This is a genomic window from Streptomyces sp. QH1-20 (genome assembly GCF_041283565.1).
In the GTDB taxonomy this organism is placed as follows: domain Bacteria; phylum Actinomycetota; class Actinomycetes; order Streptomycetales; family Streptomycetaceae; genus Streptomyces; species Streptomyces syringius.
This window is the reverse complement of the sequence record NZ_CP166299.1, coordinates 7,328,116-7,342,154: the sequence shown is the minus strand read 5'-3', so window position 1 is coordinate 7,342,154 and position 14,039 is coordinate 7,328,116. Positions and strand designations below refer to the sequence as shown.

Sequence of the window (14,039 nt, the reverse complement as noted above, 5' to 3'; positions counted from 1 at the left end):
TCGGTCAGTCCTCCCTCACCCTGAGCTGGTGTTCGTAGCTGAACGCCAAGGCGTGCCGGCCGAGTGTGATCTTGGTGGTGGCCTCGGCCCTGCGTCCGGTGACGGGGTCGGCGGGGAAGAGCCGTACGTCCTCCACCAGATCGACGCCGGGCACCTGTTGGAGCACGCCGAACACCTCGCCGGAGTGGATGGGCCGCCCGAACGGCCAGCCCTGCCCGGCCGGGCCGCCGGTGAGCGGGTTGAAGTAGCCGTAGAGGGCGGCCAGTGCCCTCTCGCGCAGCCGGTCGGCCGCGACGGCCCGGCCCGCCCGGACCGAGGCGACGACCGTGACGCCCTGGTAGTAGGGGGGTTCGACGACGAGCCGGGTGCCGATGGGGCGCCGCTCGTCCAGATACGCGGCGACCATGGCGAGGGTGTCCGGTGGCGGGATCAGCTCGTCGAAGTCGATCCGGCCCTGCGCGTCGCTGCGGCCGGCGGGAACGACGAGGAGGCGCACCCCACCGGTCCGGTCCTCCCCCTCGGCCCCTCCGGCCCCCTCGGCTTGGCCCGCCGGTACGCACTTCACGCGGGCGGCGTCGGGCGCGACTTCACGGGCGAGCTGTTCGTAGTCGTGCGGGACGACGGCCCGGTGCAGGGTGCGCAGGGTCATCGGGCCGCGGACGCGGGCGTTGTCCACGCTCTCGCCGTCGACGCCGCCGAGCGCCGGCCGCCGGTTGTGCACCCGGGCCACGTACGGCAGGGAGCTGCGCAGCACGCGCAGCGCGCCCCGGGCAACGTTGCCGCGGCGGCCGCCGCCGGTGCGGTAGGCCCGCACCCGGACCGGGCAGCCCTTCGGGGGCACGGCGCCGTACAGCCGGAGGGTCCCGTCCTGTTCCCGTACGGCCGGGCCGAAGTCGACCCGGCCGGAGGTGGGGTCGAGGGTGATGTGCCGGTCGGTCGCGGTGGAGTGGGCGAAGTCGTCGACGCGTGTCCACTCGACCCAGCCGCCGCCCTCCGCGACTTCGACGACGAAGGGTTCCTCGGCCGGCACCACCGGCGGCCGGGAGACGTGGAAGGCCTGGCCCGGTACGCCTTCCGACGGGCCGAGGAGTTCCTCGGTGACGGTCTCGGCGTGGGCGGCCTCCACGGTGCCGCCGATGGTGAACGCGGTGATGTGCCGTACGGTCGGCGACGCGAGGTAGGCGGGCTGGTCCGGGGCGGCTTCCCGCAGCCGGCAGCGCAGCCAGCCGGCCGAGTGGCGGGCCACGACGGAGGCGCTGTGGGTGGCGGGCATGTGCAGGATGACGTCCCCCGCCTTGTTGAACGCGCCGGTGTCGTCCTGCTCCACCTCACAGGGCGCCCAGGCCTCGCCGTCCCATGCCTCCCACACCAGCGGCGGGCGGCGGGGGTCGACGCCCACGCCGTCGACCCGGCAGTCCAGGCGCAGCACGAGGACACAGCCGGGCACGGGATTGGTCAGGCCGATGTAGAGACAGTCACCGGGTGCGGGCGAGGCGGCGAAGCAGGGCACGTCGCGGCCGAGGGCCAGTTCCTCCGAGCGGTCCGTGGCGTTCCCGGCGTCGGGCCAGGTGGCGAGGTGGGCGAGGGAGCACGGCGGCACCGGCAGATCGCGGCTCGTGGTGAAGACCACGGCCTCCTCGGTCTCGGTGCGTACGGTCGCGACCTCGGTACCGGCCTTGATCCGCACCGGCTCCGGCTGCGGGGCGGAGAGCCGGAAGGTGACCTCGGTGCGGGCCGCCGTCGGTGGGTAGAGCCGCACCCCGATCAGGTCGAGGAAGGCCAGATAGTTCTTGTCCGGCACCCGGTTGAGGCGGTAGACGAGCTGGTCGACCATGGTGGCGAAGGCCTCGATGAGGGTGACGCCCGGGTCGGAGACGTTGTGGTCCGTCCACTCCGGGCAGCGCTGCTGCACCAGCCGCTTGGCCTCGTCGACCAGCGTCTGGAACCGGCGGTCGTCCAGGTTGGGGCCGGGGAGCGTCATGAGCCCTCCTCGGGGCGGAGGTCGTGCCCCGCAGTGGGGGGTGCGTCGTGCTGCGGGATCACGTAGAAGGGGAAGACGAGGTTGCGCGGGTCGTTGGCGCCGCGGATCGCGTAGCTGATGTCGATGTAGAGCACCCCGTCGTCCGCCTCGTCGAAGCGGACGGCGACGTCGGCCACCTCCACGCGCGGCTCCCACCGCTCCAGGGCGAGGCGCACCTCGTAGGCGAGCTGCCCGGCCGTGCCGGCGTCGGCGGGCGCGAAGACGTACTCGCCGAGGGCGCAGCCGAACTCCGGGCGCATCGGGCGCTCGCCGGGCGAGGTGCCGAGGATCAGCCGGATGGACTCCTCGATCTCCCGGTCCCCGCCGACCAGGGCGATGCCTCCGGTGGGGTCCGTGCGGGGCGGGAACGCCCAGCCCGCGCCGATGAACTGCTGTGCCACGCTCCTCACCCCCCGATCAGCACGGTCGGGCAGCCGGCGACGATCGGGGAGCCGCAGCCCGTCGGATCGCCGACGCGGGCGGCCGGGCGGCCGCCGATCAGCACGCCGGTGCTGCCCGCCACGATCGTGGACGGCGGGTGCGCGGCGGGCGAGGCGCACTGGTGCGGTGTGCCGACGGTGGCGGCGGGACTGCCGCCGATCAGCACCGTGGGGTCCCCCGGCGGGCCGACGGTACCGGGATGGCCGGTGGGATCGCCGACGCGTGCGGCTGCTGGCATGAGCGGTGCCCCTCTGCGTGGACTGCGTGGACGTCAACTGCTGGATCCATTGCCTCGACCGCTGGTCCCGGCCTCTTCGACGACCTCAATTGATCTTCACCAGGGGCGCGTTGACGGATACGGTCCGGCCGCCCTTGACCTCGGTGCGGGTGGTGCCGTTGACCGCCACCTGGTTGCCCTGGACCTCCACGGCGCCGGTGGTGGCCACGGTCACCTGGCCGTTTCCGCCGTCCAGCCGCACTCCGCCGCGGGCCGTCAGTTCCACCGAGCCGCCGGTGAGTTCCAGCGTGCCGTCGCCCGCGTCCAGGGACACCCCGGCACCCGCCTTGATCGACACCCGTTGCCCGGCGTCGATCTCCACGGTGCCGTCGCTGTGCAGCACGATGGTGGTGCCCCTGCGATCGAGGTCGATCTTCAGCTTTCCGTCGCCGGTGACGAGCCGTACCCCCTGGGGGCCGTTCGCCGTGTCGAGGAGTTCGAGCTTGTTGCCGTCGCGGGATCCGAAGGCACGCTTGTTGACGGCGCCACTGGTCGGGTCGACGGTCCCGCCGTCCTGGCCCCCGGCGCCCTGGGACGGCTTGTCCTGCCCGTTGTAGAGGGCGCCCAGCACGTACGGGCGGTCCAGGTGCCCCTGCTCGAAGCCCACCAGCACCTCGTCGCCGACCTCGGGGACGAACACCTCGCCGCCGCCGGTGCCGCCCGCCTGCGCGGTACGGGCCCAGTCGCTGGCGTATGCGTCCGACAGCCACGGGAAGCCCACCTTGACCCTGCCGAGCCCTTCGGGGTCCTTGATGTCCGTGACCGTGGCGTTGACCAGCCCGGACATGCCCTGGTGGGCGGAGGCGCCGCCGCCGGTCAGCCCGAACAGCGAACGCTCCTGCTGCCCGGAGACCGAGATCCACGTCTCGTACCCGCGCAGCGAGTCGAACACGTGCCGCGAGGAGGTCACCGTGTACCGCCCCTCGAAGGGTGCCCCGACGCCGGTCAGCGTGACCGCACCGCCCGCCCGGACCGCGGGGTTGCCCCGGATGACCGCCTCCAGCTCGGCGAAGGACCCGGAGATGCGCTCGGCCAGCGCCCCGGCCGCCTGGTCCACCTCCGCCTGCGTGCCGTACGGGGCGTCCGTGACGACGAAGCCGGCCTCCCCGAACGGCGCGGTCACCTGCGCCGCGGTGACACCCAGCTCCAGGGTCCGGGCCTTCCCCGCCTCCGCGCGGCCCACCAGCGGCTGTTTGGCCCGTACGTCCCAGCCGCGCACCTCGACCGCCGAGACCTGTTCGGCCGCCGACACCCCGGCACGGCAGCGCAGCAGATTGACGCCCATCTCCAGGACGAGCGGGTGCCGTTCGGCCCGGGCCGAGACGTCGGGCGCGCCGCCCGCCTGTGTCGGCCGGGCGACGTGCACCTGCCCGTCGGCCACGTAGAGCTGCGCGCCGGCCTCCTCGGCCAGGCCCCGCAGGAACTCCCCGTCGCTGATATTGGGCTGCGCCACGTGCTCCAGCACCGGGCCCGCGACATCGACCTTCCCGGGGCGCAGCCCGGCCCGCTGGGCGACACGGGCACAGATGTCGGCGAGGGTCATGTTCTGGTAGCTCGCCACCCGGCGGCCGCGGAAGAGGCGGTAGGACTCGTCGAGGCCGCGTACGACCGTGAAGGTGCCGGTGTCGTCGATCTCCACCTCCAGGGCGGTGACGCTGCCGGTCAGCAACGGCGGGGATGCCGGGCCGCCGCCCGCGCGGGCCAGCAGCCGCACCTTCGTCCCGACGGCGATCCCCGCCTGTCCCAGCAGCACCCTGCCGGGGTCGCGGAAGCGCAGCACGAACAGATCGGGCAGCGTGCGGCTGTCGTCCACATAGCCTTCGACAAGGGTGTTCGCCAGGGCCGGTGGCAGCGGGCGGCCGCCGAACTCCACGAGCACGGACTTGGCGACGCTGTGTTGCGCCACGGGTCTGCTCACCGCCCCACGGTGTCGTCGTCGTACGGACCGTCCGGGTGCCGGAGCCGGTCCAGCTCGTCGAGGGCGGGGAGCAGCAGCTCCCGGCCGTTGGTCAGCCGCATCGGGTCGTCGATGCCGTTGGCCTCGGCGATGACCCGCCAGGCGGTGGGGTCGCCGTACTCGCGCCAGGCGAGGTGCGCCAGGGTGTCGCCGGTCTGTACCCGGTGCACCCGCCGGGCGTGCAGCGCGCCGGAGGTCGGGTTCTGTCCGGGCGTCTCGCCGCTGATCTCCTCCATCGTCACCTGGCACACGGCGCGGACCGGCACACCGGAGGTGGTGAACAGGGTGTATTTCACCTGCACTTGGCTGACGTAGCCGGGGAACCCGGTGAGGCCGCCCCAGTGGAACACCACCCACGGCGGGGACGACCGCTGCTGCTGCCGCGTCTCGTCGGTCGGCACACAGCAGGCGAACAGCCGCTCCACCGCCTTCACCACGCTGGTGTCATGGGTGTCGCTCGCGTCGAAGAACATCTCGACGGTGAGCTTGCTGGGCTGCGGCCCCTGGTACTCGGGCGGACCGGCGCTCTTCGCCCCCTTGGCGGGGGTGCGTTTCCACGCCGCCGCCTTGGTCAGGCTCAGTTCCTTGGGGTTGAACTGGAAGTCGATCCGCCCGCACGGCCCGCCCGGGGTGAGGCCGCCGCCGGGCGGCGGGGTGCGCAACTCCAGATAGGCGTGCTCCAGTTTGGGCCTGGCCCCGCCTCCCCGGGCCGCGGAGCCGCCGGTGCCGGCGGCGCTGAACGCCACGGGTGCGCTCATCGGCCTCAGCCCTCCATCACATAGCCGTGGTGGGCGATCTCGATGGTCTCGGTGGCCACCTTGGGCGACTCGGGGTTGAAGGACGGTCCGGTCCAGCGCACCGGCACGACCTCCAGCAGCCCCCACTGGGCGACCTTGCGACCGTCCCCGGTACGGGCCTCGATGTGCGCCGTCCGGCGTTTGAAGCCCGTGGTCATGCCGGCGAACCACTTGGCCACCTTCTCGGTCTCGCGGGTCAGCGGCCGGGACAGCTTCACATTGGGGTACTTCAGGCGGGTGGGCAGCTGCCACAGGTGCCCGTTGTTGCCGCCCTCCTCCCGCTGCTCCAGCACCACTTCGCAGCCGAGCCCCTCGCAGGTGTTGAACGAGCCGAGTTCGATGCCGTCGACGGTGACGACGAAGCAGACACTGACCGCCGGGTCATCGGTTACGGGCATGCGCTGTCCCCTCTGCTCTGCTGTGTGGTTTCAGTGCCGGGTGTCGATGAGGAAGCCGGCCCGCTCGCGTTCGAGCCTGAGCTCGGCCTTGAGCAACCGGCTGAGCGGGGCGAACAGGGCGCGGACCAGCTCGTCGGTCACGGCGGGTGCGGTGCCTTGCGGGGTGCCTTGGGCTTCGGGGTGACCGGTGGTGCCGGGCGGGGTGGGAACGGGGTCGGAGCCGGGCTCGGGTGCGGGCTCGGGATCTGCTCCGGGAGGCGGCGGCTCGGGCGGGGGGCCCGGCCCCGGCGGTGGGGGTTCGGTGGGTGCGGGGCCGGCAGCGGCCGCTTCGCGCTGTACGGCGGGCAACGATCGCGACGCCCGGAAGACGACCGAACCGTCAGCCATGCGCTGGGCCACTCCCGCGGCGACGGCCACCGCACCGGCGTCGAGCATGCGGGCGGGCTGTTCCGCCCGCGCGGGGAGCGGCGGCGTGGCCGGGGAGCCCGTCAGCCGCTGCACCGGGGCAGCGGGGAGGCCGGCGACGGGCGGCGGTACGGGGGCCGCTGTCCAGGGGACGACGGGGGTGGGTGCTGTGCCGGCGCGCTGGACGGGTGGTGGTGCCGTCGCCGGATCGGGTCCGGACCATCGCACGGGGACGACTGCCGGGGCCGGCGGTACGGGCGCGGGGTCAGCCGGTCCCGTGGGGAGCGGGCCGGGTCCGGAGAAGAGGGGCAGGGATCGCTGAGCGACCAACGGGACGGTGTGAGTCACCGTTCTCGGAGAGGGGCCCGGATCGGTGTGTGCCCCGGTGTGTGCCTCGGTGCTTGCCTCGGTCGGTCGGCCGTCGGCGGCGATGCGTTGGAGCGGTACCGGCGGATGAGTGCCGGGGGCTGCCGGTCCACTGGGCGGGGTCACCACCAGCGGGGACGCGCCGAGCAGCGGACGTGCGGGGGTGGGGGGTTCCGGTGCTGCGGGGACGTCTGCCGGGGCGTCGGGGCTGACGGGCTCCGATTCGGTCGGGCCGGTCGGGTCGGTCGGGCCGGGAAGCGGGGGCACGGCGGCCGGAGTCTCTCCGGTGCTCGCGACGGGCGTGCGCTGTGCGGTGGGCGGCAGCGCGGCGAGGGGCGCGCCCAGCCCGAGGCCCTGCGGTGCCGTGGAACGCTGCGCCAGGGGCGGCGGGGCGGGGGCATCGGGGACGGGCACGGGGTCGGGCCCCGGGGCGGTTGCCGGGCCCGGGGCCGAAGGCACAGGCTCCAGTTGATGGACGAACGTCTCCAGCGGTCTGGCCGACATCAAGGGTTCGCCACTGACCATCCGCTGAAGGGGAACGGGCGGCGCCGACGGCGCCATGTCCCGACTGACCGCCGGTGCGGGCTCGGACGCTCCGGACACGGGTGTGGCGACGGAACGCGACGCCAGCCCGTGGCCGACTCCGGACGGCGCCTCCGGGCTGACCTCGTGGCCGAGCGGAGCCGTGGTGAAGGAGGCGTTGCGCCAGGTGTTGAGGGAGCCGCGAAACCCGTCCGGGTCGGTGACGAGAGCCACGTCGCCGAGGGCGCGTTGCAGAGGTGGCAACTCCCGCCAACCGTCCGCGGGCCCGGCCGGGGAAGGGGACGCGGGCGCAGCGTCGGGTGCTCCGGCGTCGCGACGGCCGCTCAGCCAGGACAGCAACCCCATCAGTGCCCCGGTCCGTTCAGCCGGGCGACCTGCTCGACGTATCTCAGCCGGTCGGCGTGTTCGAGGTCGAGGATCTGATCGAGCGACCAGTGGAAGTGGTAGGCGAGGTACGCGACTTCCTCGTGGATGCGGTCGGCCGCGTACGTCACGATTCCCCCAGGCGACCACCGCCGGCGAGATCCACCGCGAAGTTCTCCCGGCACGCGGGGCAGGTGACGGCGGCGCGGGTGTGGCCCTCGGCGTTGATCCGTCGGTAGAAGTCCTGCAGGAAGGCGAGGTCGGAGGCGAAGAGGTCCTCGACGACACCCGGGTGGACGTCCTCGATGGTGCCGAGGCGGGTGAGCACGCGGGCGATGAGCACCACGGAGAGGTAGGCGGAGTTCTCCCGTACCCGGTCGTCCCGCAGCGGGATCAGCTCGTCCCGGGCGGTCGCCAGTCGCATCACGCCGGAACGGTGGACGGTGCCGGATTCGTCCACGTACCCCCGTGGCAGTTCGAAAGCGAACTCGGTGCGCAGCCGCTCCGGCTGAACCGGGGATTCGGCTTTCGGACGGGCGGTCGCCGCCGCGATGGTCCGGCGCATCAATCGACTTCCAGGCTCTCGTACGTGATCGCCAGTTTCTCCGTGAGGACGGAGGTGTCACCGGCCTTGAGCGCGCTGATCTCCAGCGACTTGGGCCAGGCGTTGATCAGCTTGTAGCGCTTGATCGGGATGCCCTCGTAGTCGTAGACGATGATCGATCCGTTGCGGCGGGCGCTGTTCATCTTCCCGAACCGGGAGTCCTTGATCCAGCGTTCGAAGCTGTTGTCCTCGGTCAGACCGCGGGCGACGGTGACCTCTCCGGCCTTGGGGCGTCCGGGCAGTTTCTTGATGGCGTATTTGCCGTCGGCGGTGTTCTGCTTCAGCTCGATGACGTCCTGTTCCATCTTCAGGCCGGTGACCTCGGTGATCTGCCGGATGAGGACGCTGTCGAATTCCAGCCCGAAGGAGTGCCCTACGGAACTGTCGAGATCGGGGAGCGGCATACCAGTCTCCTAGGGTCGGTACCGGAGTTCAGTCGTGTGCGCGGTCATTCGTCGACCGCGCCGCTTCCGCCGGACAGCTGGGCGAGCCGGAACACCACGAACTCCGCCGGCTTTACCGGTGCCACTCCGACCTCGCAGATGACCTGCCCCGCGTCGATGCTCTCCGGCGGGTTGGTCTCGCGGTCGCATTTCACGTAGAACGCCTCGTCCGGAGTGAGGCCGAACAGGGCTCCCTTCCGCCACTCGTTGACCAGGAACGCCGACACGGTGCGCCGGACCCGGGCCCACAGGGCGTCGTCGTTGGGCTCGAAGACCACCCACTGCGTTCCGGCGAGAATCGACTCCTCCAGGTAATTGAAGAGCCGCCGGACGTTGAGGTAGCGCCATGCGGGGTCGGCGGCGAGGGTCCGGGCGCCCCAGACCCGGATGCCGCGGCCGGGGAAGGCCCTGACGCAGTTGAGGCCGATCGGGTTGAGGAGGTCGTGCTCGCCCTTGGTGATCTGCGTCTGGAGGGCGACGGCTCCCCGCACGACCTCGTTCGCCGGGGCCTTGTGCACCCCGCGCGACTCGTCGTTGCGCGCCCACACGCCCGCGATGTGCCCGCTGGGCGGCACGAAGGCGTTGCGTCCCACGCCCGGGTCGAAGACCTTGATCCACGGGTAGTACATGGTGGCGTACTTCGAGTCGAACCCGGTGCGGTCGGTGCGCCATGCCTTGATCTGCTGCGGGCTCAGGCCGGGCGGCGGGTCGAGGATGGCGATGCGGTCACCCATCGCCTCGCAGTGGGTGATGAGGCCCTGCTGGACGGAGACGACCGTGTCGAGGTCGAGTGCGCCGCGCTCGTAGGCGCTCATCAGGTCGGGTGCCGCCACCATGGTGATCTCTTCGACGGCCTCCAGGCCGCCGAAGCCGGTGCGGAGGTCGGGGTCGCCGACGTAGGACTCGGCCGACAGCGCTTCGGGAGCCGGGGTGCCATCGGGCGGCGGGGCGGCGAGGGAGACCGACTGCGCGGCGGGCCGCGCGGGCGCGGCGCCCTTGCCGGGCTCCTCCAGGGCGATGAACCGGGAGCGGGACGCGACCTGCGCGGCCACGTTGTCCTTGCCGCGCTTGGTGGTGACGGCGGGATAGGTCTCGACGACGTCGCCGTCCCGCTTCACCAGGAGCGTGAAGACGTCCTGGGGCGGGTCCTCGCCCTCCGGGTCGGTGACTTCGACGGTGATCTCGCCGGTGACGCCCGGCAGGGCGCGTACGAGGTAGGGCCCGAGCGATGCCGGTGGTCCGGCGGCGAGGGCGGGGGCGGCGCCCGCGTCGTCCCCGTCTCCTCGCTGCCCGCCGATGCGTACGACGTAAGCGATCCCGCCGCCGTTGGCGAAGAAGCCGTAGACGGAGCCGGCGAGGTAGGTCCCTTCGACGAAGTCACCGAAGACGCCGACGAACTGGGTCCAGTTCGTGATGAGTGTCGGCTCGTGGAACGGACCCTTCTGCGCGAATCCGACGAAGGCGGCGACCGAGGTCCCGACCCCTTCGATCGGCCGCGACCCGGACTCCACCTCTTCGACGTAGACGCCCGGGGACAGGTACGACGGCATACCACTCTCCTTGACCGGGGAACGAGGGTGATTCTCGTCAGCGCCCGGGATCAGCGGAACGAGCTTTCGGCCGCCCCGACGTGCACGGCCGCCTGCCCGAACGGGCACCGGGCGATACCCCGGTTTTCGTCCTCCGGGCCGTGCCGCCCGTCTCCGCGGTCCGCGCATGCTCGACGCCATGTCGGGGACGTACGGAACCGTACGGGACGACCGGGTCGCGGCGTGAAGGCCGGCCCGGAAAAGGCCACCACGAAGGAACGCGGCATTCAGTCCGGGGCGGGAGCGCTTTCTGCCCGTGCCACGGAATCCGTATCCGCCCCGGTGCGCGGGGGCCGGGGGCTGGACCGACGCGCGATGCAGCGCCTTCAGGGGGCAGCGGGCAATGCGGCCGTCTCCCGTTTGGTGGCCCAGCGCTATGCGGAGGTGGTGACACCCCCGCCCGCTCAGGCACCGGGCTTTCGTGAGGTCACGGCGGATGTCGCGGCGAAGAAGCAGACGATCGCGCAGCACCCGCCGGCGGCCGGTGAGTCCAAGGCCGCGCAGGACGCGGCGGTGGCTCCGCCGGACGACAAACAGGCCCAGGGCAAGGCGGCCCAGGCCGAGAAGATGAACGCGGCGAAGCCGGGCGAGTTCGACAAGGCGGGGTTCATCAAGGCGGTCAACGACGCGATCGCGGCGCAGGCGCCGAAGAACCTCGACGAGGCGGACAAGTTTGCGGAGTCCGGGAAGGCCGACAAGGTCAGGGAACAGGTCGAGGGGAAGGTCGGGGAAGGCAAGGAGTCCTCGGCCAAGGACATCGAGACCACGACCGAAGCGGCCCCGGACACCTCGGCGGCCCAGGACAAGCAGGTCACCCCGATGACCCCGGACAAGCCTCCGGGGAACCCCGGCCCGCCGAGCGCCGACGCCGCGATACCGGCGAAGCAGCCGGACGCGGTGACGGACTTCTCCGAGGGGCCGAAGGAGAACGACAAGGCGCTGGCCGACGCGGAGATCACCGAGGACCAGCTCGCCAAGGGGAACGAACCGGAATTCGACCAGGCGCTGTCGGAGAAGAAGAAGGCCGAGGAACACTCCGCGCAGGCCCCCGCCCAGGGCCGGGCCGCCGAGAGCCGGCAACTGACGACGGCGAAGGCGAACGCGGCGGCGGCCGGCACCCAGGCGATGGCGTCCCTCACCGCCACCCGCACTGCGGCGGGGCAACAGGTCGACGGCGGAAAGAGCGAGACGAAGTCGAAGGACGAACGGAAACGGGCCGAGGTCACCGCCAGGCTCCAGAAGGTCTTCGACGACACGAAGAAGGACGTCGAAGGCACCCTGTCGGGCCTGGACAAGACGGTCGACGACCAGTTCACGCGAGGCGAGAAGGCCGCCCGGGACGCCTTCATGGCCGACCAGGAACGCCGGATGAAGGCGTACAAGAAGAAGCGCTATTCGGGGTTCACGGGAAAACTCAAGTGGGTCAAGGACAAGTTCAAGGGCCTCCCGGAAGCGGCGAACCAGCTCTACCAGGAGTCCCGCAAGCTCTACGTCCAGCAGATGCAGGGCGTCATCTCCGGCATCGCCGACACGATCGGCGCGGAGCTGGGGGCGGCGAAGGCCCGTATCGCGAAGGGCCGTGCCGAACTGAAGGCCGAGGTGGACAGACTCCCCGCGGACCTGCGGCAGTTCGGCGAGGAGGCGGCGGCGGACTTCGCGGGCAAGTTCGACGACCTCGAGTCGGAGGTCAATGAGAAGTCCCAGCAGCTGGTGCAGGAGCTGGCCACCAAGTACACCCAGGCCCTCAACAAGATCGACGAGGAGATCAAGAAACTCCAGGAGGCCAACAAGGGCCTGATCGACAAGGCGAAGGACGCGATCGTCGGCGTCATCAAGACGATCAACGAACTCAAGAATCTTCTGATGGGCATCCTGGCGAAGGCCGCCGGAGCCATCATGAAGATCATCAAGGACCCGATCGGCTTCCTGGGCAACCTGGTCCAGGCGGTGGGCGCGGGCCTGAACCTCTTCATCACCAACATCGCCGACCACCTGGAAAAGGGCCTGGTCTCCTGGCTCCTGGGCACCGCGGTGAAGGCGGGCCTGGAACTCCCGGCGAAGTTCGACCTCAAGGGCATCATCCACATCATCGGCTCGCTGCTGGGCCTGACGTGGGACAACGTCCGCGCGCGCGTCGTCCGCAAAGGCGTCCCGGACGCGGCGATGAGCGCGGTCGAACAACAGGTTCCCGTGGCCCAGTCATTGCAACGCGAGGGCCCCGCGGGAGCGTCCAAGGAAATCTCCGCCCAGACCGGCGACCTCAAGGGCTCAATTCTCCAGAAGCTCAAGAGCTATCTGATCCCGACGGTCCTCATCGCGGGCATCACGTGGATCGTGTCCCTGCTGAACCCCGCCTCCGCCTTCGTCAGGGCGGTCAAGGGAATCATCGACATCGTCATGTTCATCGTGAACCAGGGCGCGCAGATCGTCGACTTCGTCAACGCGGTATTGGACGCGGTCGTCGCCATCGCGAACGGCGCCAAGGCGGGCGTCCCGAAGATGGTCGAGACGGCGCTGGCGTCGAGCGTTCCGCTACTGATCGGCTTCTTGGCGGCGCTGGTGGGTGTGGGCGGGCTGGCGAACAAGGTGAAGCAGGTCTTCCACGCGGTGGCGCGGCCGGTGAACCGCGCGATCGACAAAATCGTGGACTTCTTGGCGAAGGCGGGCAAGAAGCTCTGGGACAAGCTCAAGAGGAAGAACGGCGAAGACGGCGAAAAATCCAACAAGAACAATCCGGAGAAGCTAAAAGAAGCGGCGAGATTCGCAGCCGAGGACGCACACAATAGACTCGCACGCGGAGTAATTGCGGATCAGATTCCGAGCGCGCTTGCACGCGTCAAACAGAAATGGAGCAAAAAGGGCCTCAAAGGGCTCGAGATAATACGATCCGGCAAGAGCTTTGGCGTCGAAGCGAAAGTCAATCCCACTCACTCGAGTGAGAAGAATCTAAAATTCGTCGAAGGCGACCTGAAGCAACATCACCCCGAACCGTGGAACGAAGATGAGCTGCGAGGCTGGAAGATCAAGTCCGACGAATACATGAAAGGGGTCACATGGGCTCGTGGTTATCTCAACTACAAGGCCAATACCACCAATGAGAAAAGATTCACCCGGAAGTTCAGAAGCGGAGAGAGGAAAACCGCATATCGCGAGGCTGGTAGCTTCCGCGGAGCACATGCAGAAGAGCATGTAATCACGCTTTTTAACAATAAGTGGCAATCCGCCTTACCGCAGGCCCCGACCTCGGTCCGGACCGATATTCACGTCTCGAAGTCACCTTGCACCAATTGCGCCGACTACATAAGCCAATACGCAAGGACCGTCCGGCAGACCGCCCCCGAGGCGAGAATTACAGTCCATGCCTCACAGCTCTACCATGGCGCACATACATTCCCCGAGGAAGTGAGGCAACGAAACCCGGAGCCGTTCAAGATACCCGAAATAAAGTCGAAGATCGAGCTTGCCGAGAACGGCGAATCGGGACGACACTCGGGCTACAACCAGGAGGCATCAGACAAACTCCCCGCCACAAACTGGCATAAGCAATCCAGCGGACCAACGGCAGGGAACCCAGGGATTGCCATTCTCCGGGACAACAATGTCGAAGTGAAGGGATTCGAATACACAACCGACCCGAACGACCCCGACGCCCCACCAAAGTTTCCCCACCCGGACATGATGCGGATAAACGAAAATTCTACTCAAGAATATAAGGAACAGTTGCGGCACAGAATTGACGCCGTTAACGACGCTGTCCAAGAGGTCGAAGGTTGGCTTTCTCAGGTGAAAGTTTAGCCCACCCAAGACCACCCTGGATCGAGCTGCACGCCCTGGAA

General features: G+C 69.9%; 12 protein-coding genes. 1 reads left to right on the top strand and 11 read right to left on the bottom strand.

Annotated features, from left to right (window positions below):
• Nucleotides 1–4 precede the first annotated feature (4 nt).
• The 11 genes from AB8O64_RS32805 to AB8O64_RS32755 form a co-directional block, all read right to left on the bottom strand.
• The gene (locus tag AB8O64_RS32805; RefSeq protein WP_370423280.1) at nt 5–1,981 is read right to left on the bottom strand and encodes a putative baseplate assembly protein; all 1,977 of its coding nucleotides are present in this window, start codon (nt 1,979–1,981) and stop codon (nt 5–7) included.
• Nucleotides 1,978–2,421, bottom strand: a complete 444-nt coding sequence (locus AB8O64_RS32800) for a GPW/gp25 family protein (RefSeq protein ID WP_370423279.1) — start codon at nt 2,419–2,421, stop codon at nt 1,978–1,980. Before AB8O64_RS32800 ends, AB8O64_RS32805 begins: the two co-directional genes overlap by 4 nt.
• A 5-nt stretch (nt 2,422–2,426) precedes the next feature.
• Complete coding sequence (locus AB8O64_RS32795) at nt 2,427–2,699, bottom strand: PAAR domain-containing protein (RefSeq protein ID WP_370423277.1); 273 nt, start codon at nt 2,697–2,699, stop codon at nt 2,427–2,429.
• Nucleotides 2,700–2,784: 85 nt separating this feature from the next.
• Nucleotides 2,785–4,644 carry a VgrG-related protein gene (locus tag AB8O64_RS32790; protein WP_370424045.1) on the bottom strand — a complete coding sequence of 620 codons (1,860 nt, stop codon included), beginning with the start codon at nt 4,642–4,644 and terminating at the stop codon, nt 2,785–2,787.
• Between the two features lie 8 nt (nt 4,645–4,652).
• A complete protein-coding gene (locus AB8O64_RS32785; protein ID WP_370423275.1) occupies nt 4,653–5,453 on the bottom strand; it encodes a LysM peptidoglycan-binding domain-containing protein in 801 nt (266 codons plus the stop codon).
• A gap of 5 nt (nt 5,454–5,458) precedes the next feature.
• Entirely contained in the window at nt 5,459–5,890 is a 432-nt protein-coding gene (locus AB8O64_RS32780) for a phage tail protein (protein ID WP_184731519.1), read from the bottom strand.
• A gap of 30 nt (nt 5,891–5,920) precedes the next feature.
• Entirely contained in the window at nt 5,921–7,549 is a 1,629-nt protein-coding gene (locus tag AB8O64_RS32775; protein ID WP_370423273.1) for a hypothetical protein, read from the bottom strand.
• Nucleotides 7,549–7,698 (bottom strand): DUF6760 family protein, encoded by a 150-nt coding sequence (locus tag AB8O64_RS32770; protein ID WP_370423272.1) that lies wholly within the window; start codon nt 7,696–7,698, stop codon nt 7,549–7,551. The genes AB8O64_RS32775 and AB8O64_RS32770 overlap by 1 nt, the downstream gene beginning before the upstream one ends.
• Nucleotides 7,695–8,132 carry a hypothetical protein gene (locus tag AB8O64_RS32765; protein WP_370423271.1) on the bottom strand — a complete coding sequence of 146 codons (438 nt, stop codon included), beginning with the start codon at nt 8,130–8,132 and terminating at the stop codon, nt 7,695–7,697. Before AB8O64_RS32765 ends, AB8O64_RS32770 begins: the two co-directional genes overlap by 4 nt.
• A complete protein-coding gene (locus tag AB8O64_RS32760; protein ID WP_356449855.1) occupies nt 8,132–8,575 on the bottom strand; it encodes a phage tail protein in 444 nt (147 codons plus the stop codon). Before AB8O64_RS32760 ends, AB8O64_RS32765 begins: the two co-directional genes overlap by 1 nt.
• A gap of 44 nt (nt 8,576–8,619) precedes the next feature.
• On the bottom strand, nt 8,620–10,164 hold the full coding sequence (locus tag AB8O64_RS32755) for a phage tail sheath family protein (protein ID WP_370423269.1): 1,545 nt from the start codon (nt 10,162–10,164) through the stop codon (nt 8,620–8,622).
• 222 nt (nt 10,165–10,386) lie between these two features.
• Between AB8O64_RS32755 and AB8O64_RS32750 the strand changes: the two genes are divergently transcribed.
• On the top strand, nt 10,387–13,998 hold the full coding sequence (locus tag AB8O64_RS32750) for a hypothetical protein (protein WP_370423267.1): 3,612 nt from the start codon (nt 10,387–10,389) through the stop codon (nt 13,996–13,998).
• Nucleotides 13,999–14,039: the final 41 nt, after the last annotated feature.